23 protein-coding genes and 1 pseudogene are annotated in these 25,620 nt (G+C 64.2%); 12 read left to right on the top strand and 12 right to left on the bottom strand.

Going from position 1 to position 25,620, the window contains the following annotated elements; all coding sequences use genetic code 11:
* Positions 1 to 22 precede the first annotated feature (22 nt).
* Complete coding sequence (locus tag ACO550_RS16840; RefSeq protein WP_315592978.1) at positions 23 to 1,279, bottom strand: allantoate amidohydrolase; 1,257 nt, start codon at positions 1,277 to 1,279, stop codon at positions 23 to 25.
* Between the two features lie 383 nt (positions 1,280 to 1,662).
* Here ACO550_RS16840 and ACO550_RS16845 point away from each other — a divergent pair, with 383 nt between their 5' ends.
* Complete coding sequence (locus ACO550_RS16845; protein WP_315592979.1) at positions 1,663 to 3,066, top strand: C4-dicarboxylate transporter DctA; 1,404 nt, start codon at positions 1,663 to 1,665, stop codon at positions 3,064 to 3,066.
* 51 nt (positions 3,067 to 3,117) lie between these two features.
* Entirely contained in the window at positions 3,118 to 3,810 is a 693-nt protein-coding gene (locus ACO550_RS16850; RefSeq protein WP_315592980.1) for a GntR family transcriptional regulator, read from the top strand.
* A 242-nt stretch (positions 3,811 to 4,052) separates the two neighbouring features.
* On the opposite strand, the gene ACO550_RS16855 is transcribed toward ACO550_RS16850, so the two are convergent.
* Both ACO550_RS16855 and ACO550_RS16860 read right to left on the bottom strand, forming a co-directional pair.
* Positions 4,053 to 4,964: a LysR substrate-binding domain-containing protein gene (locus ACO550_RS16855; RefSeq protein WP_315592981.1), complete on the bottom strand. Its 912-nt coding sequence runs from the start codon at positions 4,962 to 4,964 to the stop codon at positions 4,053 to 4,055.
* A gap of 137 nt (positions 4,965 to 5,101) precedes the next feature.
* Positions 5,102 to 5,770, bottom strand: a complete 669-nt coding sequence (locus tag ACO550_RS16860; RefSeq protein ID WP_315592982.1) for a hypothetical protein — start codon at positions 5,768 to 5,770, stop codon at positions 5,102 to 5,104.
* A gap of 285 nt (positions 5,771 to 6,055) precedes the next feature.
* Here ACO550_RS16860 and gcl point away from each other — a divergent pair, with 285 nt between their 5' ends.
* The 6 genes and pseudogenes from gcl to ypfJ all read left to right on the top strand — a co-directional run bounded on the left by gcl (position 6,056) and on the right by ypfJ (position 13,783).
* Positions 6,056 to 7,840, top strand: coding sequence for a glyoxylate carboligase (gcl, locus tag ACO550_RS16865; RefSeq protein ID WP_315592983.1), 1,785 nt, complete (start codon positions 6,056 to 6,058; stop codon positions 7,838 to 7,840).
* 89 nt (positions 7,841 to 7,929) lie between these two features.
* Positions 7,930 to 8,709 (top strand): hydroxypyruvate isomerase, encoded by a 780-nt coding sequence (gene hyi, locus ACO550_RS16870; RefSeq protein ID WP_315592984.1) that lies wholly within the window; start codon positions 7,930 to 7,932, stop codon positions 8,707 to 8,709.
* Positions 8,710 to 8,874: 165 nt separating this feature from the next.
* Positions 8,875 to 9,825, top strand: a pseudogene (gene glxR, locus ACO550_RS16875) (2-hydroxy-3-oxopropionate reductase); the annotation flags it as partial.
* A gap of 77 nt (positions 9,826 to 9,902) precedes the next feature.
* A complete protein-coding gene (locus tag ACO550_RS16880; RefSeq protein ID WP_315592985.1) occupies positions 9,903 to 11,225 on the top strand; it encodes a DUF4147 domain-containing protein in 1,323 nt (440 codons plus the stop codon).
* A 56-nt stretch (positions 11,226 to 11,281) separates the two neighbouring features.
* Positions 11,282 to 12,748, top strand: coding sequence for a pyruvate kinase (gene pyk / locus ACO550_RS16885; protein ID WP_315592986.1), 1,467 nt, complete (start codon positions 11,282 to 11,284; stop codon positions 12,746 to 12,748).
* Positions 12,749 to 12,892: 144 nt separating this feature from the next.
* The gene (gene ypfJ, locus ACO550_RS16890) at positions 12,893 to 13,783 is read left to right on the top strand and encodes a KPN_02809 family neutral zinc metallopeptidase (RefSeq protein WP_315592987.1); all 891 of its coding nucleotides are present in this window, start codon (positions 12,893 to 12,895) and stop codon (positions 13,781 to 13,783) included.
* Positions 13,784 to 13,939: 156 nt separating this feature from the next.
* On the opposite strand, the gene ACO550_RS16895 is transcribed toward ypfJ, so the two are convergent.
* From ACO550_RS16895 to ACO550_RS16930, 8 genes are all read right to left on the bottom strand, one after another.
* Positions 13,940 to 14,284: a hypothetical protein gene (locus ACO550_RS16895; protein WP_315592988.1), complete on the bottom strand. Its 345-nt coding sequence runs from the start codon at positions 14,282 to 14,284 to the stop codon at positions 13,940 to 13,942.
* A gap of 298 nt (positions 14,285 to 14,582) precedes the next feature.
* Positions 14,583 to 14,996 (bottom strand): nucleoside diphosphate kinase regulator, encoded by a 414-nt coding sequence (rnk, locus tag ACO550_RS16900; protein WP_315592989.1) that lies wholly within the window; start codon positions 14,994 to 14,996, stop codon positions 14,583 to 14,585.
* 451 nt (positions 14,997 to 15,447) lie between these two features.
* Positions 15,448 to 15,882, bottom strand: a complete 435-nt coding sequence (locus ACO550_RS16905) for a MerR family transcriptional regulator (protein WP_315592990.1) — start codon at positions 15,880 to 15,882, stop codon at positions 15,448 to 15,450.
* Positions 15,883 to 15,966: 84 nt separating this feature from the next.
* A complete protein-coding gene (gene speD / locus ACO550_RS16910) occupies positions 15,967 to 16,353 on the bottom strand; it encodes an adenosylmethionine decarboxylase (protein WP_315592991.1) in 387 nt (128 codons plus the stop codon).
* 9 nt (positions 16,354 to 16,362) lie between these two features.
* Entirely contained in the window at positions 16,363 to 16,530 is a 168-nt protein-coding gene (locus ACO550_RS16915) for a hypothetical protein (protein ID WP_315592992.1), read from the bottom strand.
* A gap of 13 nt (positions 16,531 to 16,543) precedes the next feature.
* Entirely contained in the window at positions 16,544 to 18,124 is a 1,581-nt protein-coding gene (locus ACO550_RS16920; RefSeq protein WP_315592993.1) for a DUF4178 domain-containing protein, read from the bottom strand.
* 6 nt (positions 18,125 to 18,130) lie between these two features.
* Positions 18,131 to 19,192: an SPFH domain-containing protein gene (locus tag ACO550_RS16925; protein ID WP_315592994.1), complete on the bottom strand. Its 1,062-nt coding sequence runs from the start codon at positions 19,190 to 19,192 to the stop codon at positions 18,131 to 18,133.
* 35 nt (positions 19,193 to 19,227) lie between these two features.
* A complete protein-coding gene (locus ACO550_RS16930; protein WP_315592995.1) occupies positions 19,228 to 19,614 on the bottom strand; it encodes a DUF350 domain-containing protein in 387 nt (128 codons plus the stop codon).
* 202 nt (positions 19,615 to 19,816) lie between these two features.
* On the opposite strand from ACO550_RS16930, the gene ACO550_RS16935 reads away from it, so the two are divergent.
* The 4 genes from ACO550_RS16935 (at position 19,817) to htpX (ending at position 24,517) form a co-directional block, all read left to right on the top strand.
* Positions 19,817 to 21,328, top strand: a complete 1,512-nt coding sequence (locus tag ACO550_RS16935; RefSeq protein ID WP_315592996.1) for a polyamine aminopropyltransferase — start codon at positions 19,817 to 19,819, stop codon at positions 21,326 to 21,328.
* Positions 21,329 to 21,338: 10 nt separating this feature from the next.
* Positions 21,339 to 23,027, top strand: coding sequence for an FAD-dependent oxidoreductase (locus tag ACO550_RS16940; protein ID WP_315592997.1), 1,689 nt, complete (start codon positions 21,339 to 21,341; stop codon positions 23,025 to 23,027).
* Positions 23,028 to 23,131: 104 nt separating this feature from the next.
* Positions 23,132 to 23,512 carry a hypothetical protein gene (locus tag ACO550_RS16945; RefSeq protein ID WP_315592998.1) on the top strand — a complete coding sequence of 127 codons (381 nt, stop codon included), beginning with the start codon at positions 23,132 to 23,134 and terminating at the stop codon, positions 23,510 to 23,512.
* Positions 23,513 to 23,638: 126 nt separating this feature from the next.
* Positions 23,639 to 24,517: a protease HtpX gene (gene htpX, locus ACO550_RS16950; protein WP_315592999.1), complete on the top strand. Its 879-nt coding sequence runs from the start codon at positions 23,639 to 23,641 to the stop codon at positions 24,515 to 24,517.
* Between the two features lie 18 nt (positions 24,518 to 24,535).
* Here the strand turns inward: htpX and ACO550_RS16955 are convergent, their stop codons facing one another.
* On the bottom strand, positions 24,536 to 25,585 hold the full coding sequence (locus ACO550_RS16955) for a DJ-1/PfpI family protein (RefSeq protein WP_315593000.1): 1,050 nt from the start codon (positions 25,583 to 25,585) through the stop codon (positions 24,536 to 24,538).
* Positions 25,586 to 25,620 lie beyond the last annotated feature (35 nt).

Genomic DNA, 25,620 nt, shown 5'->3' on the forward strand with positions numbered 1-25,620 from the left:
CGTCGTCGATGGTTCGCGACGCTTATTGGGTGCGCTGGAAGTGCTCGACGAAATCGGCGAACACGCGCGCAGCGGTCTGGGCGTCTTCCGACGTCATGGTTTCGGTGGGGTGGTGGCTGATACCGCCGTTGCCGCAGCGAACGAACAGCATGGCCACATCGGCGATCGCGGAAATGGCCATCGCATCATGGCCGGCTCCGGAGGGCAGGTGACGCACGGGCACGCCCTGGCGCTCCACGGCCGCTGCCCATTGCGATTGCAGCCACGGCGCACACGGCACACTGGCTGCTTCGTGTGTCTTGCGGATCTGTGACCGCACATTGCGGCGTGTGCAAACGCGTTCGATCTCGGCCAGTACGTCGTTGACGGCAGACTCGCGCTCGGCGTCGATGCCGGCGCGGATGTCGATCGAGAATGTGGCGCGGCCCGGTACCACGTTGGTGGCGCCGTTCGGTACATTGAACTGGCCGACCGTGCCAACCAGGCCTGGCTTGCCGCCGCAGCGCTTCTCGATGAACAGGCCGATCTCGGCGCCGGCCATCGCGGCATCGCGCCGCATGTCCATCGGCACCGTGCCGGCGTGGCCGGCCAGTCCCTCGAGTTCGACGATAAAGCGCGTGGCACCGGAGATCGCCGTCACCACGCCCACGGGCAGCCCTTCATTGAGCAGCACGGGGCCCTGTTCGATATGCACCTCGATAAATGCCAGCACCTTGCTGCGGTCATGCTGTGCAGCCGGCAATTGCGCGGCATCGAAGCCGGCATCGCGCATGACTTCGCGCATGGTCTTGCCCGAGTCGTCGAGGTTGTCGAGCACGTTGTTGTCGAACGTGCCGGCAATGGCGCGGCTGCCGAGCAGCGTGGCCTTGAAGCGCACGCCTTCCTCCTCGGCAAACCCGACCACCTCGAGCGCAAACGGGAAGCGCCTGCCCTGCCGGTTCCATTCGGCCACGCAGGCAATGGGCAGGATCACGCCAAGGTTGCCATCGTAGCGGCCGGCATCGCGCACGGTGTCGAAGTGCGAGCCGGTCAGCAACGCGGGCGCGTTGGGCTCAGTCCCTTCATAGCGGCCGATCACATTGCCGGCGGCATCGCGCCGTACGGTCATGCCGGCCGCTTGCATCCATTCGGTCAACTGCGCGGCCGCGCCGTGGTGGGCGTCGGTCAGGTAGGTGCGCGTCAGGATGCCGGGCTGGTCGGTATGGACGGCCAGGGCGTCTGCCCAGGCCATGATGCGGGTGCCGGTGTCAGCGGACAACGGCGTGGTGGTTGCTGCCATGTGCGTGTCTCTCCTGCTGGTGGTGCTGAGCCCGGTTCAAGGTTCGGGCGGGCGCCCGTGCCGAAGCTCTATTCTGTGCGATTCATGTTAGCACAGTGAATTCAAAAATTGCATACAAAAATGATATGCACTATATTGGCCTCCACGCACCGACAATCCGCTGCGGACAATCTGTTCCGGACAAGTGGATTGCGTGGATGCCGCCCAACAGGAGGGCTTTCCGCGCGGGACATTGGCCAGCAGGCCAGTTGCCCACGGTGTGCCAGGCCAGTCGCCACGAAAGCTTTCATCGAGCATGTGACGGCGGGCATTCCTGAATCAGATCAGGGTCGGCCGATGGCGACAAGAAATCGCCACGGACCAGGCCCGGCACGGAGACAACAATGCAGCATGCCGTACCTCCGCAGCGCGCCGCTGGTGCACGCCTGCACACCCGCTTCACCCGTTCCCTGTTTGGCCAGGTACTGATTGCCCTGGCTGTCGGCACCCTGCTCGGGCTTGCCTTTCCCGAGTTCGCCGCAAAGCTGAAGCCGCTTGGCGACGGCTTTATCAAGCTGATCAAGATGCTGATCGGCCCGGTGGTGTTCTGTGTGGTGGTGGCCGGCATCTGTGGCGCCGGCGAACTCAAGAAAGTGGGCCGCGTCGGTATCAAGGCGGTCATCTACTTCGAGGTGGTCACCACCATCGCGCTGGCACTGGGCATCGTGCTGGCCTATGTGTTCCAGCCCGGCGCGGGCATGAACGTGAATCCGCACAACCTCGATGCTTCCGCCATGGCCGCCTACGTGGAATCGGCGGACAAGGTGAAAAGCGCGGGTACGGTCGACTTCCTGCTCAAGCTGATCCCGAACACCATCATGGGGGCATTCACCAGCGGCGATGTGCTGCAGGTGCTGCTGATCTCGGTGCTGTTCGGCTGCGCGCTGTCGCTGGTTGGCGAGCCAGGGCGGCCGCTGGTCAGGCTGATCGACAATTTCTCGGCCGCGCTGTTCAAGATGATGGGCTTCATCATCAAGCTCGCACCGCTGGGCGTGCTGGGCGCCGTGGCGTTCACGGTGGGCAAGTACGGCATCGGATCGCTCAAGCAACTCGGTTTCCTGGTGATCCTGTTCTACGGTGCCGTGGCGGTATTCGTACTTGGCGTGCTGGGTCTGGTGATGCGCCTGTGCGGTTTCTCGGTACTGAAGCTGATCCGTTACCTGCGCGCCGAACTGCTGGTGGTGCTGGGCACCGCATCGTCGGACAGCGTGCTGCCGCAGGTGATGAAGAAGCTCGAGTACATGGGCATCAAGAAGTCGGTGGTGGGCCTGGTGATTCCGACCGGCTACTCGTTCAACCTCGATGCGTTCTCGATCTACCTGACGCTGGCTGCCGTGTTCATTGCCCAGGCCACCAATACGCCGCTGGCGCTGGGCGACCTGCTCGGCATCCTGGTCGTGGCGCTGGTCACGTCGAAAGGCGCGCACGGCATCCCGGGTTCGGCCATCGTGATCCTGGCCGCCACGCTGTCGGCCCATCCGGCGATTCCCGCCATCGGGCTGGTACTGGTGCTGTCGGTGGACTGGTTCATCGGTATCGCGCGCGCCGTGGGCAACCTGATCGGCAACTGCGTGGCTACCGTGGTCGTGGCGGCATGGGAGCGCGATATCGACCGCGAACGCGCACACGGTGTGCTCAATGGCACCATCCCGGCCGGGGAGCTCGAGGAAGGCCTGTCGGCTTCGGTCCATGGCTCAGGGGAAGTCCCGGTGCCGGCGCCGCTGCCCGGGACGGCTCCGGGGCGCTAGAATCACGCCATTCCATTCACCGCGCAGGTCCGGCAAGAGACGCGCGACACCATGCCCGAGCACATCGATCCAGACATGACCGCCGAGGCGATTGCCGACGACATCGTCGCCGCCATCGTCTCGCACCGGTTGCCGCCCGGCACCAAGCTGCGCGAGGAGGCGCTGGCCAGCGTCTATCGCGTCAGCCGCACCAAGGTTCGCGCGGCGCTGCTGATGCTGTCCAAGGACAAGGTGATCCAGATCGTGCCGGACAAGGGCGCGTTCGTGGCCAAGCCCAGCGCCGAGGAGGCGCGCGAGGTGTTTGCCGTACGCCGCATCCTTGAGGCGGCCTTGGCCCGCGAGTTCGTGGCCAAGGCCACGGCGGCCGACTACAAGCGCATCGAGAAGCACCTCACGGCCGAACGCAAATCCCTGGCCGGTAACGATGCGCAGACGCGGACGCGCCTGCTGGGCGATTTCCACATCGTTCTGGCGGAAGTGGCGGGCAACAACGTGCTGACCGAAATCATGCGCGAGCTGTCGATGCGCAGTGCGGTGATCACCATGCTTTACCAGAGCCGGCGCGATGCCACGTGTTCATCGGACGAACATCGCGCGTTCATCGAAGCCGCCAAGGCGGGCGATGTCGAGCGGGCTGTGCAACTGATGGTGGAACACCTGAATCACGTCGAAAGCGCGTTGCACTTTGAGGAAGTTCCGGCCGCCGCACGCGGCAAGGATCTTGTTGCAGCGCTGCTCGCGTAGGAGATTGCATCCGCATTGCAGTCAGATTGATCGCCATCAAGGACGAAGACGGGGTGTGAGGCGCATCATTCCTCTCGCCATGAAGTTGCGGGGGCGCACTTCATGAGCTCTCCCCGTCCTTCGCAAGAAGGGCTGCCCGCAGACCGCAATGGCTGCGGGCTTTTTCTTTTGTGGCGCGATTTCTGTGCCGAATGTCGCCACCGAACTTCCCTGCCGAATTTCTCTTCCGCAGCAAGCCGAACTCAGGCGCGACCGCTCCAGTATCCGGGCTTCGCGTACGCCTGTTTCAGGTGTTCGATGAAAAACCGGATCTTCGCCGGCACGGGCCGCTGCTGCGGGTACACGGCGAGGATGTCGTAGTCGGGCAATGCGTACTCGTCGAGCACCGTGATCAGCTCACCGCTCTCCAGCTGCGGCAGGATTTCCCAGGTCGAGCGCCAGCCCAGCCCCAGGCTTTCACCGGTCCATCGGTGCAGCAACTCCCCATCGTTGCAATCCAGATTGCCATTGACGCGTACGGTCACGGTCTTGCCGTTCTGCTGGAAATACCAGCCGCGCTGCTGGCCGCCCTGGAGGTTGAACGCCAGGCAGTTGTGCTTTTCGAGATCTTCGAGCGTAAGCGGGACCCCGTACTTGGCGAAGTAGGCCGGCGTGCCACACACCACGCGCTTGTTCGTGGCCAGCTTGATGGCGACGAAGTTGGGATCGATGGCACCGCCGATGCGGATGCCCACGTCATAACCTTCGCGCACGAGGTCCACCACGCGATCGGTCAGGTTGAACGAGATCTGGACTTCCGGATTGGCAGCCAGGAACACGGGCGCGTGCGGCGCCACGTGCTTGCGGCCGAAGGCGGCGGGGGCCGAGACGATCAGGTGGCCGGTGGCCTTGTGCTTGCCCTCGGCAATCAGCATCTCGGCACGGTCCAGGTCCGACAGCGCCTTCTTGCACTGCTCCATGAAGGCCGCGCCCTGCTCGGTCACCACGATGCGGCGCGTGGACCGATGCAGCAGTTTCACGCCGATGCGCGCTTCCAGTGCATTGATGCGGCGGCCGATCATGACGGGCGTGACGTTCTGCGTCAGCGCCGCCGCGGCCATGCTGCCGTGTTCCACCACGGCGATGAATGCTTCGATCTGTTTGAGTTTGTCCATGGGTGCCAGCTAAGCCTTTTTTTGTCTCCTGCCGACACATTGTGAGGCATCGCAAGCATGGTGCGCATCTCCGCACGACGATGGTATCCATCCGGGCTGGCCTATGGGCTGGCTCATGGACGGGCCAATCGCTGCTGTTAGCGGCCGAGCTTCTCGCTGATTTCGGCGGCCTCGCCGAGCACATGGGCCAGCCGCCGCAACGGCGCACTGCATTGCATCTGCGCGAACAGCGCCAGCGCGCCGCCGGCCACCAGCACCACGCCATAGATCGCCACCAGTGCGGGTCCGTGGCCCGGGGCCATGACGGCCAGCCCGTCGGCCAGCACCACGGCTGCCGGGCCGATGGCGAGCACCAGCGCCACGGTGCGCGCGCCACCTTCCCACAGCCGCGCCTGTAGCACGATGCGGCGCTGCCGCGCGCGCAATTGCAGTGCCGGCACCCGGCCCAGTCGCAACAGCAGCGCGTTCTCGACTTCGTTCTGGGCATCGACCCGACGCGACAGCCAGCGCATCGGATGCCGCAGTGCATCACGCCCCGCCAGCAGGCGCGTCAACCATGCAGCGGCATAGAACACCCCGCTGACGGCCAGCAATACATGAAACGCCTGGGGCAGCCATGCCGGCGGCGCCTGCAGCAATACCTGGTGCCACCAGACCAGTGCGCCACCGGATACCAGTGTCGGTACCAGCGCGAGGACAAACCCGGCCCACAGCACCATGGCCAGCCGGCTGTCCGGCGTCTTCTCGGACGAGGCCGTCTGCAACGCTTCCATCATTTCAGTAGTGGTTGGCAGCCGCGTGTACATGGCAAGGCAGGACGTGTTGCAAACCCGCTATTTTGGCCCGATCGAGGTTATCGCCGATAGGGGAAAACGGTACCAAATTGCAGCACCCCCTCGTTGCGGGGGAGTCGCTTCCAGGTATCGATCGGGTATCGCATTGTTCACATTAAACTGGCGAATGCTGCAACATTACATACGACAGGTATCGAATCAACTGATCGCGCTTCTGTTTATCCACAGCTCCCTCGGGCATAGCATCAACGCCATAGCAAATCCCACCCATTGTTTTTGAGCGTATTGGAGACAGACATGCCCAAGATGAGAGCAATCGACGCGGCGGTCGCCGTGCTGGAAAAGGAAGGCGTCAACACCGCATTCGGCGTGCCCGGCGCAGCCATCAACCCGTTCTACTCGGCGATGCGCAAGGCCGGTTCGATCCGCCACGTGCTGGCGCGTCACGTGGAAGGTGCCTCGCACATGGCCGAGGGCTACACCCGGGCCGAGCCGGGCAATATCGGCGTGTGCGTTGGCACCTCGGGCCCCGCCGGCACCGACATGATCACCGGCCTGTACTCGGCCTGGGCCGATTCGATCCCCATTCTCTGCATTACGGGCCAGGCGCCGCGCGCCCGCCTGTACAAGGAAGACTTCCAGGCCGTCGATATCGAATCGATTGCCAAGCCGGTGACCAAGTGGGCCGTGACGGTGCGTGAGCCGGCACTGGTGCCGCAGGTGTTCCAGCAGGCGTTTCACCTGATGCGCTCGGGCCGTCCGGGTCCGGTGCTGATCGACCTGCCGTTCGACGTGCAGGTGGCCGAGATCGAATTCGATCCGGAAACGTACCAGCCGCTGCAGCCGTACAAGCCCGCCGCCTCGCGTGCGCAGATCGAAAAGGCCATCAGCATGCTGAACCAGGCCGAGCGTCCGCTGATCGTCTGTGGTGGTGGCGTGATCAATGCCAATGCCAACGAGTTGCTGGTCGAGTTCGCCGAACTGGTCAACGTGCCCGTGGTGCCGACGCTGATGGGCTGGGGCGTGCTGGCCGACGACCATCCGCTGCAGGCCGGCATGGTGGGTCTGCAGACCTCGCACCGTTACGGCAATGCCACGATGCTGGCATCGGACTTCGTGATCGGTATCGGCAACCGCTGGGCCAACCGCCACACGGGCAGCATCGATGTCTACACCAAGGGCCGCAAGTTCGTGCACGTCGATATCGAGCCCACGCAGATCGGCCGCGTGTTTGGTCCGGACCTTGGCATCGTGTCCGACGCCAAGGCCGCGCTGGAACTGTTCGTGGAAGTCGCACGCGAGATGAAGATGGCCGGTCGCCTGCCGTGCCGCAAGGCGTGGGTGGCCGATGTGCAGAAGCGCCGTCGCACCATGCATCGCAAGAGCGACTTCGACAACGTGCCAGTCAAGCCGCAGCGCGTGTACCGCGAGATGAACCAGTACTTCCCGCGCGACGTGCGCTACGTGAGCACCATCGGCCTGTCGCAAATCGCCGCGGCGCAGTTCCTGTCGGTGAACCAGCCGCGCCACTGGATCAACTGTGGCCAGGCCGGTCCGCTGGGCTGGACCATTCCGGCCGCCATCGGTGTGAAGACCGCCTCGCCCGAATCTGACGTGGTGGCCATCTCCGGTGACTACGACTTCCAGTTCATGATCGAGGAACTGGCCGTTGCCGCGCAGTTCAAGGTGCCGTACATCCACGTGGTGGTGAACAACTCGTACCTGGGCCTGATTCGCCAGGCACAGCGCAACTTCGAGATGGACTACTGCGTGCAGCTGGCGTTCGACAACATCAACGCGCCGGAGCTCGAAGGCTATGGCGTGGATCACGTGAAGGTGGTCGAAGGTCTGGGCTGCAAGGCGATCCGCGTGTTCAAGCCCGAAGACATCGCGCCGGCCTTTGCCGAAGCGCGTGACCTGATGGCCGAGTTCTCGGTGCCGGTGGTGGTCGAGGTGATCCTGGAGCGCGTGACCAATATCGCGATGGGTACCGAGATCGACAACATCAACGAGTTCGAGCCGATCGAGGATCTCGAAGACACCGAAGCGGCGATCCTCACCGAAGAGACCGTCACCGCGTAAGTCTCAGCCGTCCACCGCAGCAAGCCACCCCGCTCTTCGCACGAGCGGGTGTGGCGCGTTTTTCCCCAACACCGAGAGAGACCATCACAATGCCAAAGCTCGCAGCCAACCTGACGATGCTGTTCAATGAAGTGGGCTTCCTGGAACGCTTCGAGGCCGCAGCCCGTGCCGGATTTCGCGGCGTCGAGTTCCTGTTCCCTTATGCCTTTCACGCCGACCAGATCGCTGACCGCCTGAGCCGGTTCCAGCTCGACCTGGTGCTGCACAACCTGCCCGCGGGCAAATGGGAAGCCGGTGAGCGCGGCATTGCCTGTCACCCCGACCGGGTGGGCGAGTTCCAGGACGGCGTGGGCGAGGCCATCAAGTACGCGAAGGTGCTGGGTGTGCGTCAGCTGAACTGCCTGGTTGGCATCCTGCCGCAGAACGTCAAGCGCGAGCAGGCCAACGAGACGCTCGTGGAGAACCTGCGTTTCGCGGCCAACGCACTGGCAGCCGAACATATCGACCTGCTGGTCGAGCCGATCAACACATTCGACATTCCCGGCTTCTTCCTGTCGCGCACGCAGCAGGCCATCGACCTGATCGAGCAGGTCAACGCGCCCAATCTCTACGTGCAGTACGACATCTATCACATGCAGCGCATGGAGGGCGAGATCGCCAACACCATCCGCGCCAACCTGCCGAAGATCCGCCACGTGCAACTGGCCGACAATCCGGGCCGCAATGAACCGGGCACCGGCGAGCTCAACTACCAGTATCTGTTCCGCTTCCTCGACGAGGTCGGTTACCAGGGCTGGATCGGTTGCGAATACAAGCCGAAGACCACCACCGAAGCCGGCCTCGGCTGGCGCGCCGCGCACGGCGTTTGAACGGCGATGTCACAGCTCCCCTCTCCCGCACGGCGGGAGAGGGGTTGGGGGTGAGGGCATAGAGGTTCTGCTTGCCGACAGTGGCAATTTGGAACGGCCGGCCCTCTCCCCCGCCCCTCTCCCGTACACGGGAGAGGGGAGAAAACCAACAGCAAATCAAAGCAATTTCATTCACCATTCCTGGAGACAAACATGGCAAACCAACGTAACGTCGGCTTTATCGGTCTGGGCATCATGGGCGCGCCGATGGCGGGCCATCTGCGTGCCGCTGGCCACACGCTGTTCGTGCATGACGTCAACCCGGCCCCGCAAGCGCTGGTCGATGCCGGCGTAACCGTCTGCACCAGCGCAGAGGAAGTTGCCAAGCGTGCCGATATCGTGATCGTGATGGTGCCGGACACCCCGCACGTTGAAGCCGTGCTGTTCGGCGACAAGGGCGTGGCTGCGGCGTTCAAGACCGCCGGCAAGGATGCGACCTACGGCAAGATCGTGGTCGACATGAGCTCGATCTCGCCGATCGCCACCAAGGACTTTGCGGCGCGTATCAACAAGCTCGGCGCGTCTTACCTCGACGCCCCGGTGTCGGGTGGCGAAGTCGGCGCCAAGGCCGCATCGCTGACGATCATGGTGGGTGGTCCGTCGGAAGCGTTCGACGAAGTAAAGCCGCTGTTCGACCTGATGGGCAAGAACATCACGCTGGTCGGTGGCAATGGCGATGGCCAGACCACCAAGGTGGCCAACCAGATCATCGTGGCCCTGAATATCCAGGCCGTTTCCGAAGCGCTGCTGTTCGCGTCGAAGGCTGGTGCCGATCCGGCCAAGGTGCGTCAGGCGCTGATGGGTGGCTTTGCCGCGTCGCGCATCCTGGAGGTGCATGGTGAGCGCATGGTCAAGCGTACGTTCGACCCGGGCTTCCGCATCGAACTGCACCAGAAGGACCTGAACCTCGCGCTGCAAGGCGCGAAGGCGCTGGGCGTGTCGCTGCCGAATACGTCCACCGCACAGGAACTGTTCAATGCCTGCGCGGCCAATGGCTTTGGCAAGCTCGATCACTCGGCGCTGTGCCGTGCCATCGAGATCATGTCGAACCACGAGATCGCCAAGGGCGGCAAGTAAGTTCAGATGCAGCATCGCAGCCGCCGCTCGCGAGCGGCGGCTGCATCGTCTTTCCCAAGCATATCCTCAGGATTCGCATGTTTGCCACCGACGCCAACGCCGCGCTGCTGTCGCCGCAGCGCCCTTCCGACTACCGTAACCCCGCACAGGCCCGGGCCTTGCTGCGCGACCTGTTCGACACGGCCGTAGCGGCCGTGAGCGCCAGCCATTGCCTGCCGCCGCACCTGCCGCAGCCGCCGAAGGGGCGCACCGTAGTCATCGGCGCGGGCAAGGCCGCCGCCGCAATGGCGCAAACGCTGGACGCGCACTGGCAAGGCGAGCTGTCGGGACTGGTGGTTACGCGCTACGACCATGGCGCAATCTGCCAGCGCATCGAGGTGGTCGAGGCCGCGCATCCCGTACCCGATGCAGCGGGCCAGCAGGCCGCGCAACGCATGGTGGAGCTGGTACAAGGGCTGACTGCCGACGACCTCGTGCTGTGCCTGATTTCCGGTGGTGGCTCGGCATTGCTGGCCGCACCGGCCCCGGGCATCACGCTGGCCGACAAGCAGGCCGTGAACAAGGCGCTGCTGCGCAGCGGCGCCAGCATTGGCGAGATGAACTGCGTGCGCAAGCACCTGTCCGCGCTCAAGGGCGGCCGTCTGGCGCTGGCCTGCGCACCGGCGCGTGTGGAGACGCTGCTGATTTCCGATATTCCGGGCGACGATCCCACGCTGATCGCCAGTGGCCCTACCCTGCCCGATGCCACCACCTGCGCCGATGCGCTGGCGGTGATCGCCAAGTACAACATCGAGGTGCCTGCCAATGTGCGCGCGCATCTGGAAAGCGGTGCCGGTGAAACGCCCAAGCCTGGCGATGCACGCTTCGATGGCCATCGCAGCGTGACGCTGGCCAGTGCGCAGCAATCGCTTGAAGCCGCCGCCGCGCGTGCACGTGAACTCGGGCTGACCACGTACATCCTGTCCGACAGCATCGAAGGCGAAGCGCGCGACGTGGCCGAAGTCCATGCCGCCATCGCCCGCCAGGTGGTCGCGCATGGACAGCCGTTCCAGAAGCCATGCGTGATCCTGTCCGGTGGTGAAACCACGGTCACGGTGCGTGGCAACGGCCGTGGCGGCCGCAATGCCGAGTTCCTGCTGTCGCTGGCCGTGTCGCTCGACGGCCTGCCCGGTGTGCATGCGATTGCGTGCGATACCGATGGCATCGACGGCTCCGAAGACAACGCTGGTGCGTTGCTGGACCCCGATACGCTAACGCGCGCCGCCGCGCGAGGCCTGTCGGCCCGTGCGCATCTGGACAACAACGATGGATACGGTTTCTTCTCCGGCATCGACGACCTGATCGTCACCGGCCCGACCCGTACCAATGTCAACGATTTCCGCGCGATCCTGATCGTCTGACCCAGACGTTCATTGATCGGCAACGCAGCATAAAGAGGATGGAGAAGGAGACTTTCATGAGACGCCAGCGCAAAGCCAAGATCGTCGCCACCCTGGGCCCGGCCAGCTCGGATATTGCGGTGATCCGCCAACTGTTTGAAGCCGGGGCCGATGTGTTCCGCCTGAACTTCAGCCACGGCACGCACGATGACCATCGTGCACGCTATGACGCGGTACGCCAGGTGGAAACCGAAACCGGCCGCCCGATCGCGATCCTGGCCGACCTGCAGGGCCCCAAGCTGCGCATCGGCACCTTTGCCGCGGGCAAGGTGGCGGTGCGTGCAGGCGATGCATTCGTGCTCGACAGCGACCCCACGCCCGGCGATGCCACGCGCGTGTACCTGCCGCACCCGGAACTCTTCAAGGCAGCCAGCGCGGGCCAGTCGCTACTGATCGACGACGGCAAGGTGCGCCTGAATATCGAGGCCGTGGCCAGCGGCAGCATCACCACGCGGGTGGCCAACAACGGCACGCTGTCGGACCGCAAGGGTGTGAACGTGCCTGACGCGGTGATCCCGATCCCGGCGCTGACCGAAAAAGACCGCAAGGACCTGGCGTTCGCGCTGGAGCTGGGTGCGGACTGGATTGCACTGTCGTTCGTGCAGCGCCCGTCCGACATTCTGGAAGCGCGCGAGATCATCGGTACGCGCGCGGGCGTGTTGTCGAAGATCGAGAAGCCGGCCGCGCTGCAGCAACTCGAGGAAATCGTGCGCGTATCCGACGCCGTGATGGTGGCCCGTGGCGACCTGGGCGTGGAACTGCCGCCCGAGCGCGTGCCTGGCGTGCAGAAGCGCATTCTGCGCATCTGCCGCGAACTCGGCAAGCCGATCGTGATTGCCACGCAGATGCTGGAATCGATGATCGACTCGCCGGTGCCCACGCGTGCCGAGGCCTCCGACGTTGCAAGCGCCATCTACGATGGTGCCGATGCGGTGATGCTGTCTGCGGAGTCGGCCAATGGCCGCTTCCCGGTGCCAGCCGTCTCGATGATGGACCGGATCATCGCCGAGGTGGAACTCGATCCGCTCTACCGCAACATGATCGATGCCCAGCATGAGGCGCCGTTGTCCACGCGCCAGGATGCCATCTGTGCCGCGCTGCGCGAGGTTACGCGGATCATCGGCGCCAAGGCTACGGTCACCTACACGTCGTCGGGCGCTACCGCGCTGCGCGCGGCACGCGAGCGGCCGAGCGCGCCGATCGTCAGCATCACGCCGAACCTCGATATCGCACGTCGGCTGGCCATTACATGGGGTGTGCATTCGACGGTCAGTCCCGATGTGCAAAGCGTGGATGAAATGGTCGAGGCGGCGGCACGTGCCGCGCTGGTGGAAGGCTATGCAGCCCCCGGCGACCAGATCACGATCGCGGCCGGCATGCCGTTCGGGCAAGGCGGCACCACCAACCTGCTGCGCGTTGCAGAGGTAGGTACGGAAGTAGCTGTGCTCGATATGGGCAAGGTGCCGGTGGCCGAGGCAGTCTGACGCCTGCCGCCCTCTCTCCCGCGCGGCTGGGGAGAGAGGGCGACCGACGGTGTCTCAACGTAACCATTTGTGGCCCGCGCATCGCGTAGTCAGGCGCCGTTGCTATACTCCATCGGCAAATCAGATCCCCGACGGAGCCTCCCAATGCGTCTCGATGACGAAGCCGAAAGCCAGAATGTAGAAGACCGCCGTGGGGGTGGCTTTGGCGGCGGCGGGTTTCCGATCGGCGGCAAGTCGATTGGCATTGGCACGATCGTCGTCGCGCTGGCCGCGTCGTACTTCTTTGGCATCGACCCCTCGGTAATTTTCCAGGGCGCGTCGGTGATCCAGGGCCAACAGCAGTCCGCGCCACAATCGCAGTCACAAGCGCACCGGCCGCCTGCCACCGACCAGCTCACCGTGTTCACGCGCAAGGTGCTTGGCAATACCGAGCGCACGTGGGAACACATCTTCGAGACCGACCTGAACCGCCGTTATGCACCGCCTACGCTGGTGCTGTTCTCGGGTGCCACGCCGACCGCATGCGGCACGGGCCAGTCGGCGATGGGGCCGTTCTATTGCCCGGGTGACCAGAAGGTCTATATCGACCTGGCGTTTTACGATGAACTGCGCCAGCGCTTTGGCGCCGGCGGAGACTTTGCGCAGGCGTATGTGATTGCGCATGAGATCGGCCACCATGTGCAGAACCTGCTCGGGGTGTCTGCCAAGGTGGATTCCGCACGCCGCCGCATGGGCGAGGCGCAGGCGAACCAGCTTTCTGTACGCATGGAACTGCAGGCCGATTGCCTGGCCGGGGTCTGGGCCGCCACCGCGGGCAAGCTGAACCAGCAGTTGCTGGAACCCGGCGATGTCGAGCAGGGCCTGAAGGCCGCGGCCGCCATTGGTGACGATCGCCTGCAGAAACAGGCACAGGGCTATGTGGTGCCCGAGGCGTTCACGCACGGTACCAGCGAGCAACGCGTGCGCTGGTTGCGCCAGGGCCTGACGACCGGCGATATCCGCAAGTGCGACACGTTTGCCGCGCGGCAACTGTAGAAAAGGATCACGGGGAATGCTGAAGAGCTTCAGCGGGAAAAATCACCTACGCGACGGAGAGAGAGAAGGAGGAGGTCGGTCGCGCAGGTGGGAGAGAAAGCGGTAAAACTGGATCGGCGGCCTGGGAAGGCCGCCGATTTGCGTTCTGTCAGGCCGTCAAACCTTGTAGCCGTACAGATCGCCGTTGCGCGAGTTGTCGAGCGCCGAACCGGAGATCTCGCCGCTGAACGCGTGCGAGCCTTCGCTGAAGCTGTCGAACTTGCCGGTGCGGGCACCTTCACCGAACGAATCGAACTTGCCCTGACGGGCGCCGTCCGTGTAGGTGTCGTACTTGCCGATCTTCGAACCTTCACTGAACGTGTCGAACTTGCCGGTGCGCGCGGCGTCGGCATACACGTCGAACTTGCCGACCTTCTTGGTCGCGGCCGGTGCGGCGATGGCTGCCGACGCGGCGAACGCGGCGAGCACAAGTGCACCGCCAAGGATACGTTTGGCGTTCATCTGGGACTCCTTCAACTGATTCACGACTTTTTTATGGGTACAGCTGACTGCTTGCCCGGATACGCCATCTTTGTAGCGATGCGAGCACGGACTGAAGGTTAGTGGCTAGTCGTTCTACGAGAAATACCGCTGCGACGAATGGTGCGTTGCACGCCGTGAAACGCTGGGTCTGTGGATGAACGGTGCGCTTTGGCCGCCGAATGGCAGCCAGGAGGGAATACTGCAGCGTGGAACGGGTCACCTACCCTGCGGTACGGCAGGGTATTGGTGACCCATCAACAGCCACGCTCAAAGCGTGTCAAAGCGTGTACTGGCCGCTGGCTTCGGGCTGGAACGCGATTTCGACGATGGTCACGCGCTGTGCGGTGCCATTGGGCAGCCGATAGTCGACCGCCTTGCCGGCACGCGCGCCCAGCAGCGCTTGGCCAATTGGCGACAACACCGACAGGCGTCCGGCGGACAGGTCGGCATCGTCGGGATAGACCAGCGTCCATACGCGCGGCTCCGCCTCGCCTTCGAGCGTGCAGACCACGCGTGAATTCATCGTCACCACATCCTTGGGAATCGCGTCGGGCGTGACGATCGCCGCGCGTTCCAGTAGCGCGTCCAGCATCTCATCGAGCTCGGCGGTGTTGGCGCGACTGGCGATACCTTCAAGGCGCGTCACATCGAGTTCGGTCAGGTACAGCGTCGGGTTCTTGGTTTTTGCCATGGCAATGCCTCTCGCAAAAGCGGCGGCCTTGGAGCGTCGACACTTCGGTGCAACGCAGGCAACGGCTGCCGCAGGGAAAATCGTTATGTATGTCTGACTTACAGCGGAAATGCGTGTCGGCTCAGGCCCGGTTCGGCACCGGACCCTCGCAATTCAGAAGTGGGGTGGTCAGGCCGGGAACCGGGCGGGATCAAGCGGAGCGCTGATCCGGCGGCTGACGATGATGGTCTGCACCACCATGCGCGCGCACGCCGGTCGCGCGGGGCGAACCATGGCAAGGGCAGCGGACGGAAGATGGCGAGACATCGTAAGAAATTTCTGGGTGAAAAAAGGCGTCACTGTGACGCGAATGGTGATGCTAGCACAGGCCACGCGATATGGCCGGTAAGAAACTTCTCATCATTGCGAGGCGTCAGGAAAGGGCCTGGGCATAACCCGTGTCCCTCAATGCTCAATGCCGCGGATGGCACTCGCACGCGGCGCCTTCGGCGGCTTGCTGCAGGTTCTGCAGGATGCCGCATTCGCTGGCCGGGTGCGGGTTCGGGTTTTCGCAAGTATGGCGCAACGCGCGCAACTGGCCTTCCAGCGCCTCCAGTGCCACGCGCTGTGCGTGGATCTGGTCGATCTGGCGGTCCAGCAGCGTATCGATATCGTCGCAGGCCAGCGATGGATTGCGCTGGAAATCGCGCAAACGGCGTACGTCGGCCAGGCTCATGCCCAGCGAACGGCAATGTCGCACGAAATTGAGTTGCACGAGGTGGCTGTCGCCGTAGCGGCGGTAGCCGTTGTCTTCGCGTTGCGGGGCGTCGAGCAGACCTTCCCGTTCGTAATACCGGATGGTCTCCACGTCGCAACCGCTGTGACGCGACAGTTCGCCGATGCGCATGATCGAGTCCTCCGCGATGGCGCGTTGCCAGATGATCCAATCATCCCTGTAGCAATTACAGGGTTACGCCAGAGTGTAGACCAGTCAGGCCGATCCTGCAGCGCCGGGCCCGCGTGCCGCATCGCGCACCGATTTGCTGGCTGGCGCGAAAGCGGCGACGAGCGAATCGATACCGAGTTCAGGCCGCGCCGCACCACACATGAAGATATCCACGGCCGCGAAGCCATACTCTGGCCAGGTGTGGATGCTGATGTGGGATTCCTTGAGCAGCAGGATACCGGTCACGCCAAGGCCCGGGCCGAAATGCTGGAAGCGGGCATCGATCGGCGTGGCGCCGGCCACGCGCGCCGCGTCATGCAGCGCCCGTTCGATCAGTGCCGCATCGGTCAGCAATGCGGCCGCGATACCCTGCATGTCCAGTAGCAGGTGACGGCCGAGGATGGGCGGGCAGACAAGCGTCGGCGCGTTCATGACATGGCCCTACTTGTGGCCGCCGCCCGACGACCAGCCGCCACCGCTGGATCCGCCCCAGCCACGCGACGAGCCGGATGACGACGAGCCAGACGATGAATAACCCATCGACGCCATCGTGTAGAACGTGACGCCGAACAGGATGATGACTCCATACACCAGGAACAGGAAACGCACGTATCAAGCCTCTTTAGTCGCCGCCATCGCCACCCGAATCACCATCGGAGTCGCCACCAGAATCTCTGTCCTTGCGCCGCTCGGTGTCCTGGCCTGCAACCATCTGGACCACCCAGATCGGCAGCCATAGCAGCAGCGTGCCCAGCATCGCGCCCACAAAGCTGCCACGTCCGAACAGCGCCATTGGCCCGTTGAGCAACCACATCACGATCACCACGCCCCACGCCACCTTGCGGCAATAGGCCAGGTCACCGCCAGCCGGAGCGGCACGTTTCTGCTCGGGAAGTTTTTTCGCTTCGGCCAGTGCCTTGTTGCTCTTGAACCATAGCGCCACCTGGGCCCGGCTGACCGTGGTGGACTGGGTCCAGACCACTTCGGTTGGCGACGCTTCGCGCGTCAGCCGCCGTACCGGAGGCCCGAACTCGGTCAGGCGCGTGACATCGCCTGCCTGCACGCGCCAGTTGAAGGTACCGGCTGCATAGAGCACCGTGCTCCTGTAATCGAAGCCCTTCTGGTATTTGACGTCGCCCAGCGTTGCCACTTTCGGCGATGCCGTATTCGGCCAGGTATCGAGCACCTGCACGCGGTCCCATCCGGCGTCCTGCTCGACCAGCCACAAGAAACCCGCCTGCTCGTTGAACAGCAGGTACTCGATCCAGGTGGATGATTCGTCCTCGTCGTCATCGATGCACTGGAGCAGACCGAGCACCGTGTACGGCTTGCCGTCGATCGTACCGACCTCACCCGGTGTCAGGCTGGTCTGCAAGGCCTCGATCTCGGCGTGCTTCTCGAGCACGATGGCCGTCGACGTGGCGCAATCGACTTCGCTATGGCAGCTTGGGCAAACCACGAAGTTCGCCACGCCCGCGCGCCATGAAATCGGACTGCCGCAGTTGGGGCATGCCAGTGGCACGGCCTTGCCGCGATAACGGTCTGCCGTACTGCTGATGGCATCGGTATCGCGCAGCAGTTGTGCCTTGAGCTGCGGCAGCCTGACCAGTTGGCCCATATAGACCGCCGGCGGATAGCCGTCGGCGTAGTCCAGGGTCAGGAACTGGTCGCCCTCGCGAAAATCGGCTACCTGGGCAGTCCAGCCCGCCCCCACCTGGAATGGCAATTCGCCTTCGCCACCGGTGCAGCGCGCGGTGCGCACATCGCTGGCCTCGAAGCATGACTTGCCATAGTAAAGATGCTCGCCGGGCCTGAGCTGGTCGAAGCGCGGAGGCTTGCTGACTGACGACTTCGCGGCCTGGTCTGCCGGTACACGCCGCGTGAGCATGTACTGGCCCGACGCATCGGCCAGCCAGCCATCGGTCCCATCATCGAACAGCAGGTACCACTCGTTCCACAGGCCGGCGTCGTAGCGCAACTGGATACGGCCAACCAGCGTGAAGCCCTGCCCCTGCCACGTGCCACTGGTATTGAGCTGCAGCGGCGTGTAGTCCTCGAGCACGGCTGACATCTTGCCGATGTCGCGCACCTGGTCGGCCTCGCGCAGCAAGGTACTGTGGCAGTACTCGCAAACCGCCATGACCGCGGCGGACGAACGAAAGCTGACCTCCGCGCCGCAGCCCGGACAGTTGACCGTTTGCATCCGGAATCAGCCGACCAGTTTCTTCAGGATCTCTGCCTTGGCCGTATCGAATTCCGCCTGCGAGATCAGGCTCTTGTCGAGCAGTTCCTTGAGCTTCTGCAGCCGTGCGGCCGGATCGTCGGCTACCGGGGCGGCAGGCGCGGCCGCTGCTGCCGGTACGACTGTCGCGGGCGGCACCGCAGGGGCGGGTACGCCCGGCACACCGGCCACGCCACCCACCAGCCCGCCGGCCATCGCTTGTCCCATCACCGCACCGGCAGCAAGGCCCGCGCCAAGCCCGGCCACGCCGCCTTCATTCTGCGCCGCGAGCGGGATCGAACTGGCCACCTGGTACTGCGTGTACTTGGCCATATCGCCCATCATGCCCATCGAGATGCGCGTGTCGATGGCCTTCTGCAACTCTTCCGGCAACGACACATTGGTCACGGCAAAGTTGTCGAGCGCCACGCCGTAGCGCGCGAACTCGGGGGCCAGCTTGTCACGGATGGTCTGCGCCATCAGCGTCTGGTTGGCCGCCATGTCGAGGAACGGAATCGACGACGCGCCCAGCGTGCTGGTCATGGTGGCGATCAGCAGGTTGCGCAGCTGCTCCTCGACCTCGTCGCGCGTGTATTCGGCGCGCGTGCCGCTGATCTCGGTATAGAACAGCTTCGGGTCGGCGATCTTGTACGAGTACAGGCCAAACGCGCGCAGCCGGACCATGCCGAAATCCGCATCGCGAATCGTGATCGGTTGCGCCGTGCCCCACTTGCGGCCGATCTGCAGCCGCGTGCTGAAGAAGTAGACGTCGGACTTGAACGGCGATTCGAACAGCTTGTCCCAGTTCTTCAGGTACGTCAGCACCGGCAGCGTCTGGGTGGTCAGCTTGTACATGCCCGGCCCGAACACATCGGCGATCTTGCCTTCGTTGACGAAGACCGCCATCTGCGATTCGCGCACGGTCAGGCTGCCGCCGTACTGGATCTCCATGTCCTCCATCGGATAACGCCAGGCCAGCACGCCGTCCGTATCCTCGGTCCACTGGAGGATGTCGATGAACTGCTTCTTGATGAATGACCCGATGCTCATGTCTGCACCTCAATATGGTGGAAGGTTGCCGCGGTTCAGGACAGGCAGGCGGCGTTGAGCACGCCGACCGCAACCGACATCGTGCCCATCAGGCCGCCCATGGCGATATTGTTCGATTCGATGGCGGCATCCATGTCGGGCAACGCGCGTGCCAGCGCGGCATAGACCACGGCCTGGACCACCATGGCGACCAGCGACCACACCAGGAACATCAGGAACGTGTCGTTGTGCTGGATGCTGGAAGACAGCGTGAAGCAGAAGCCAAGCGTGCTGCCGCCCAGCGATAGCGCCGCCGCGACATTGCCCTGGCGGATCAGCGCGAACTCGTGGAACGGTGTGATCCTGGTGTAGACTCCGACGAACGCAACCAGCAGCACAAGGCTTGCCAGCAGATGTTCGGCGTAGGCATAGATAGGTAGCATGTTCGGGTGTTCCGTATCGTGCCGCAAGGGCCTGGCGACAGGCTGGTTGCAACGTGTGGTTGACTTGTCCCGTCCTGCCGATGCGGTGCTGCAAGCTGTTTGCGGCAGAGTATATCCGCAGTCGCATTTCTTCCAATATCAATATTTGTGACATCGCCAGACGCGTGTTGCGTGCTGGCCGATCTCCTGCGACCGCTGCCCCATGCGCGACCGTACCCTTGTCCTGTCGGTGTTGATCGTGGCCTCCTGCGGGCTGGGCTACGAGCTGATTGCCGGCGCGCTGTCCAGCTACCTGCTGGGCGATTCGATCCTCCAGTTCTCTTCCATCATAGGTTGCTACCTGTTTGCCATGGGCGTTGGCTCATGGCTGTCGCGCTATGTAAAGGACGAAGACGTACTGTCGCGCTTTATCGACATCGAGATCCTGGTCGGACTGCTTGGCGGCATCTCGGCCGCGCTGCTGTTCGTGGTGTTCGCGTGGCTGTCGGCGCCATTCCGCACCGCGCTCTATGCGCTGGTGTTCGTGATCGGGCTGCTGGTGGGCATGGAGATTCCACTTGTGATGCGCATCCTCAATGCGCGCAAGGCACAGTTCAACGACCTGGTCAGCCGTGTGCTCACGTTCGACTACCTGGGTGCACTGGCGGTGTCGCTGGTGTTTCCGCTGATCCTGGCGCCGCGCCTGGGCCTGTCGCGCACCGGCTTCCTGTTCGGCATGCTCAATGTGGCGGTGGCCCTGTTCACGCTGCGGATCTTCCGCGACGAGATTTCGCACACCACGCTGCGCACGCTGCGCGCAGGCATCGTGTTCGCGCTGTTGACCGCGGGCTTTGCGGGTTCGACGCACCTCACACGCTGGGCCGAACGCGGGATGTTTGGCGATGAAATCATCCATAGCGAAACCACGCCGTACCAGCGTCTGGTGATCACGCGCTGGAAAGACGACCTGCGTCTCTATATCAACGGCAACCTGCAGTTCTCATCGCGCGACGAGCATCGCTACCACGAGGCGCTGGTGCACCCGGTACTGCAAGCCTTGCCATGGGCGCGGCGCGTGCTGGTGATTGGTGGCGGCGACGGACTGGCACTGCGCGAGATCCTCAAGTATCCGCGCATCGAACACGTGACGCTGGTGGACCTGGACCCGGCCATGACCACGCTGTTCTCGCGTAGCGAACCGTTGGTTGCGCTCAATCGCGGCTCCCTGACCGACCGGCGCGTGACCGTGGTCAACGCCGATGCCGCGCAATGGCTCGAACAGGACCGCGAGAGCTTCGACGCGATCATTGTCGACCTGCCCGATCCGTCCAACTTCGGGCTGGGCAAGTTGTATTCGGTGCCGATGTACCGATTGCTGTCGCGCCATCTGGCCGAGAAAGGCTACGCCGTCGTGCAATCGACCTCGCCCTATTACGCGCCCCGTTCGTTCTGGGATATCGACGCCACGCTGCGCGAAGCCGGACTGCATACGTGGCCGTATCACACCTATGTGCCGTCGTTCGGCGAGTGGGGCTTTATCCTGGCCGGCAAGCGCACCGACTACAGCCCCCCTGCGCGTTATGACGTACCGCTGAAGTTCCTGGACGCCGACAGCACGAAACTGATGTTCAGTTTCCCGGCCGACATGGCGCCACGTGCGGGCCAGGCAAACCGGCTCAATGAACAGACCCTGGTCCACGACTTCGAGCAGGACTGGCGCAACGTGATCCGCTAAAGACTACCGTATGGATCGACGTCGCTTCCTGATTGCCGCGGCCGGCGCCACGCTGACCGGTTGCGAGCGCATCGGCAACGATGCCGCGCACTTCCTGGCCGGGCTGGGCCTGCACGAGCCGGAACCGGTCATATTGCGGCCCGGCATGGCCGAAGGGCACGCATTGCGCGACATGCCAGATTTGCGCGACAAGCGCAGCTGGCCGGCGGCTGCTGGTGAAAGGCGGGTCGAGGTGGCGATCCTCGGCAGCGGGGTGGGCGGCTTGTCGGCCGCCTGGCAGTTGTCACGTGCCGGGATGCGCGATTTCGTCATGCTGGAAGGTCCCGAGTTCGCCGGCAATGCAGCGGGTGGCAATTTCGGTGAGATCGCCTTTCCGCGCGGCGCACACTATCTGCCGCTGCCGTCGGCCGAATCGACACACGTGCGCGAGATGCTGGCTGACGTGGGTGTGATCGAGCGCGATCCGTTCGATGCGCGCCCGCGCTATGACGAACGTGTGCTGGTGCATGCGCCAGAGGAACGGCTGTTTTTCGACGGAAGCTGGCAGGACGGATTGCTGCCGGACAGTGCCGTGCACCACGACCAGCACGAGCGCTTTCTTGCCCATGTGAACGACTTGCGTACCATCACCGGCAACGATGGGCGCAAGGTGTTCGCGATCCCGCTGGCCGAGTCCTCACGCGACCCCGCATGGCTGGCACTCGATCGCCAGACCTTCCGGCACTGGCTAAACGCACAAGGCTATACGGCACCGACGCTGCACTGGTATGCGGACTATTGCTGCCGTGATGACTACGGTGCCGACGCCGGCACGGTGTCGGCCTGGGCGGGCCTGCATTACTTTGCCAGTCGCGGCGGCCATGCCAACAACGCCGCCGATGGCGCGGTGCTGACCTGGCCCGATGGCCTGCATGGGCTGGTCAAGCGCCTGGTCGCACAGGTCGATACCCGCATGGGTGCCGAACGCCCATGGCGGCAGCGCGGCATGGCGCTACGGATCGAACCTGATGCAAAAGGCGTCAGCGTGTCGTGCGTGGAATGGCCCGATGGCATGGGCCGGGCGCCGAGGCTGTCGCGCATTCGCGCGCGTCGGGTGATCTGCGCGATGCCGCTGCATGTGGCCGCGCATCTGATGCCGCTAGGTCCGCTGGGGTTCGATCCTGCCAGCCATCTGCAGCAGCATGCGCCGTGGCTGGTATCGACGTTTCACCTGCGCGGTTATCCACAGGAAACGGCCGGGGTGCCGCTGGCCTGGGACAACGTCGTGCATGGGTCGCGCGGACTCGGCTATGTGGTGGCCACGCATCAATGGATACGTCAGGCGCGTCCGTCGCACACCGCGTTCACGGCCTACTGTCCGCTCGATGCCGCTGCGCAAGTGCCGGGTGGCGGGGGACCGGATGCGATCCGGCGCTGGCTGGTTGATGCGTCACCAGCCGAGCTCATGGAACTGGCCGTGACCGATCTGCGCGCGGTGTACGGACGCGAATTCTGGCGCCATGCCGATGCCGTCGAGATCACGGCGCGTGGTCATGCGATGGCCACGCCGGTACCTGGCTTCCTGTCCAATCCGGGTATTGCGGCACTGCGCGCGGCCGATGGTCCGGTGCTGTTCGCGCATGCCGATCTGTCCGGCCTGTCGGTATTCGAGGAAGCCGCGTGGTGGGGTACGCGCACCGCGTTGAGAATCGTCGGATAACGCACAGCGACAGTCTGCGTCGCCGGACGCCATCCTGTAGAATCGTCGCCATTGTTTACGTCCCTTGCGTCACCCGCCTCGTGCAACCGCTTCGACTCCTGTTGATGATCGTGCTGCTTGCCTTCCTGCCCCTGCAGGCCTGGGCGGGCTGGCTTGCGCCGGTATCCGGCGCGGCGGGCATCGATCTGGTGCACACGCAACCGGCGGTGGTCCAGGCGCAAGGCAACGTTGCCGTGTCAGCCGACCAGGCTGACTTTGCAGCAGACTTCGCGGCTGACTTCGGCGCGCCGGCATCGTCAGGATGCCCCTGCCCGGCCGACAACGCGGAACCCTCGCCGCCCGGCCCCGATTTTGCTGAACAACTGTTGCCCGCGCCGATGCCGCGCGTGGTGACATCGGCCGCCCGCAGCCCGGTACCGCACTATGCGGGTGCCGCGCTGCCCGACCCCGACCTGCCTCTGCAGCCGCGCCCACCGCGCGGTTGATCACATTTCGCGCGGCCGTCGCACTGGCGACCCAAGCCGCGCCTACCCTTGTCGCGAGGCGTGCCGCATGCATGCCCCGCGCGCCTGCGGCCAGTCCGCGTCTTTACCAAGCCTTGCCCCACAACCATGAAACGTATCTTCCTGTTCCTGGCGACCAATATCGCCGTCATGCTCGTCCTCAGTTTCACGGCCAGCCTGCTGGGTGTGAACCGCTTCCTGACCGCCAACGGGCTGAACCTTGGCATGCTGCTGGTATTCGCGGCACTGATGGGTTTCGGTGGTTCGTTTATCTCGCTGCTGATGTCGAAGACCATCGCCAAGTGGTCCACCGGCGCCCAGGTCATCACACACCCGAGCACCAGCATTGAGCTCTGGCTGGTCCAGACCGTCGAGAAGCTCGCCACGCGCGCCGGCTTGCCGATGCCCGAAGTGGCGATCTACGAAGGCGAGCCCAACGCGTTCGCCACCGGTGCGTCGAAGAAGAGTTCGCTGGTGGCGGTGTCCACGGGCCTGCTGCAATCGATGTCGCACGACGAGGTGGAAGCCGTGCTGGCGCACGAAGTGGCGCACATCGCCAATGGCGACATGGTCACGCTGACGCTGATCCAGGGCGTGGTCAACACGTTCGTGATCTTCATGGCGCGCGTGGTCGGCTACTTTGTCGACTCGTGGCTGCGTCGTAACGACGAGGAGTCGAGCGGTCCCGGCATTGGCTACATGATCACGGTGGTGATCTGCGAGATCGTGTTCGGTGTCCTGGCCAGCATCATCGTGGCGGCGTTCTCGCGGCATCGCGAGTATCGTGCCGACGCTGGCGCGGCGGGCCTGATGGGCTCCTCCACGCCGATGGTGGCCGCGCTGCGCCGCCTGGGTGGCCTCGATGCCGACGGTCTGCCGCAGAACATGCAGGCAATGGGCATCTCGGGTGGCAAATCGTGGATGGCGCTGTTCTCGAGCCATCCGCCGATCGAGTCGCGCATCGCGGCGCTGCAGAACGCCCGCTGATCCGGGTACGGCTGGCGGCTATGCTGCCAGCCCGCCCTCCCCGTCTCCATCGCTTTCCCCGTCGCCATCGCTGTCGGACCTGAACGCGGCCCGATAGCGCTCGGGCGTGGTCTGCACATGGCGCAGGAACGCGTGCCGCATGATATCGGCGCTACCGAATCCCGTGGCATGCGCAATCGCTTCCAGCCGGCGGTCGCTGCCTTCGAGCAAGCGCCGCACGGCCTCCACGCGCAGCCGCTCCACATAGCGCGCCGGCGTTTCTCCCACCTGCTTGACGAACACTCGCGCGAAATTGCGCGGGCTCATCGCTGCGCGCTCGGCCAGCACGCTCACTGACAGGTCGCGTCCGAGGTTATCGGCAATCCAGGTTTGCAACGCGCGAAGCTCGGGGCTTTGCGCCGCCTGTGCGCGCAGCAACGTGGAAAACTGCGCCTGATTGCCCGGGCGACGCAGGAACAGCACCAGTTCACGCGCGACTTCCAGCGATACCGCGTGTCCGAGGTCTTCCTCGACCAACGCCAGCGACAGGTCCATGCCTGCCGTGACGCCCGCCGAGGTATAGAAGCGCCCGGCACGAATCCAGATCGGATCGGCATCGACCATCAGATGCGGATGACGATGCGCCAATTTCTCGGCATGGCGCCAGTGCGTGGTGACGCGCTGGGCATCGAGCAGGCCAGTCCTTGCCAGTACGAACGCGCCGGTGCATACCGCACCCATGCGTCGTACGGTCTGCGCTTGCACGCGCAGCCACTGGATCAGTCGCTCGTTTTCCGCCGCCCGCGCATGGCCCGCACCACCTGAAATCAGCAGTGTGTCGATCGGTCGTCCGATCTGTTCGAGGATCTGGTGATACGGTGCGTCGGCCAGGATGCGCAGTCCGCTTTCGGTATGGATGATGGCGTCGTCACTGACACTGGCAACGTGCAGTTCGTAGGGCGGAGTTTCATGGCCGCTCAACTTGTTGGCCGCGCTGAACACCGCCGTCGGGCCGGTCACGTCGAGTTCCTGCGCAGGGTCTGGCGCGATGATCACCACTACGCGCGGTGGGTCGGAGACGAGGTGCATGGGCTATCGGTTGGCGTGAGTGGCGTCGGTGGGAG

Source organism: Cupriavidus sp. (genome assembly GCF_057315035.1).

Excerpts from the sequence above, each read along its gene's own strand:
- ACO550_RS16840 (WP_315592978.1), bottom strand. The coding sequence starts at position 1,279 with ATGGCAGCAACCACCACGCCGTTGTCCGCTGACACCGGCACCCGCATC.
- ACO550_RS16845 (WP_315592979.1), top strand. The coding sequence starts at position 1,663 with ATGCAGCATGCCGTACCTCCGCAGCGCGCCGCTGGTGCACGCCTGCAC.
- ACO550_RS16850 (WP_315592980.1), top strand. The coding sequence starts at position 3,118 with ATGCCCGAGCACATCGATCCAGACATGACCGCCGAGGCGATTGCCGAC.
- ACO550_RS16855 (WP_315592981.1), bottom strand. The coding sequence starts at position 4,964 with ATGGACAAACTCAAACAGATCGAAGCATTCATCGCCGTGGTGGAACAC.
- ACO550_RS16860 (WP_315592982.1), bottom strand. The coding sequence starts at position 5,770 with ATGTACACGCGGCTGCCAACCACTACTGAAATGATGGAAGCGTTGCAG.
- gcl (WP_315592983.1), top strand. The coding sequence starts at position 6,056 with ATGCCCAAGATGAGAGCAATCGACGCGGCGGTCGCCGTGCTGGAAAAG.
- hyi (WP_315592984.1), top strand. The coding sequence starts at position 7,930 with ATGCCAAAGCTCGCAGCCAACCTGACGATGCTGTTCAATGAAGTGGGC.
- ACO550_RS16880 (WP_315592985.1), top strand. The coding sequence starts at position 9,903 with ATGTTTGCCACCGACGCCAACGCCGCGCTGCTGTCGCCGCAGCGCCCT.
- pyk (WP_315592986.1), top strand. The coding sequence starts at position 11,282 with ATGAGACGCCAGCGCAAAGCCAAGATCGTCGCCACCCTGGGCCCGGCC.
- ypfJ (WP_315592987.1), top strand. The coding sequence starts at position 12,893 with ATGCGTCTCGATGACGAAGCCGAAAGCCAGAATGTAGAAGACCGCCGT.
- ACO550_RS16895 (WP_315592988.1), bottom strand. The coding sequence starts at position 14,284 with ATGAACGCCAAACGTATCCTTGGCGGTGCACTTGTGCTCGCCGCGTTC.
- rnk (WP_315592989.1), bottom strand. The coding sequence starts at position 14,996 with ATGGCAAAAACCAAGAACCCGACGCTGTACCTGACCGAACTCGATGTG.
- ACO550_RS16905 (WP_315592990.1), bottom strand. The coding sequence starts at position 15,882 with ATGCGCATCGGCGAACTGTCGCGTCACAGCGGTTGCGACGTGGAGACC.
- speD (WP_315592991.1), bottom strand. The coding sequence starts at position 16,353 with ATGAACGCGCCGACGCTTGTCTGCCCGCCCATCCTCGGCCGTCACCTG.
- ACO550_RS16920 (WP_315592993.1), bottom strand. The coding sequence starts at position 18,124 with ATGCAAACGGTCAACTGTCCGGGCTGCGGCGCGGAGGTCAGCTTTCGT.
- ACO550_RS16925 (WP_315592994.1), bottom strand. The coding sequence starts at position 19,192 with ATGAGCATCGGGTCATTCATCAAGAAGCAGTTCATCGACATCCTCCAG.
- ACO550_RS16930 (WP_315592995.1), bottom strand. The coding sequence starts at position 19,614 with ATGCTACCTATCTATGCCTACGCCGAACATCTGCTGGCAAGCCTTGTG.
- ACO550_RS16935 (WP_315592996.1), top strand. The coding sequence starts at position 19,817 with ATGCGCGACCGTACCCTTGTCCTGTCGGTGTTGATCGTGGCCTCCTGC.
- ACO550_RS16940 (WP_315592997.1), top strand. The coding sequence starts at position 21,339 with ATGGATCGACGTCGCTTCCTGATTGCCGCGGCCGGCGCCACGCTGACC.
- ACO550_RS16945 (WP_315592998.1), top strand. The coding sequence starts at position 23,132 with ATGATCGTGCTGCTTGCCTTCCTGCCCCTGCAGGCCTGGGCGGGCTGG.
- htpX (WP_315592999.1), top strand. The coding sequence starts at position 23,639 with ATGAAACGTATCTTCCTGTTCCTGGCGACCAATATCGCCGTCATGCTC.
- ACO550_RS16955 (WP_315593000.1), bottom strand. The coding sequence starts at position 25,585 with ATGCACCTCGTCTCCGACCCACCGCGCGTAGTGGTGATCATCGCGCCA.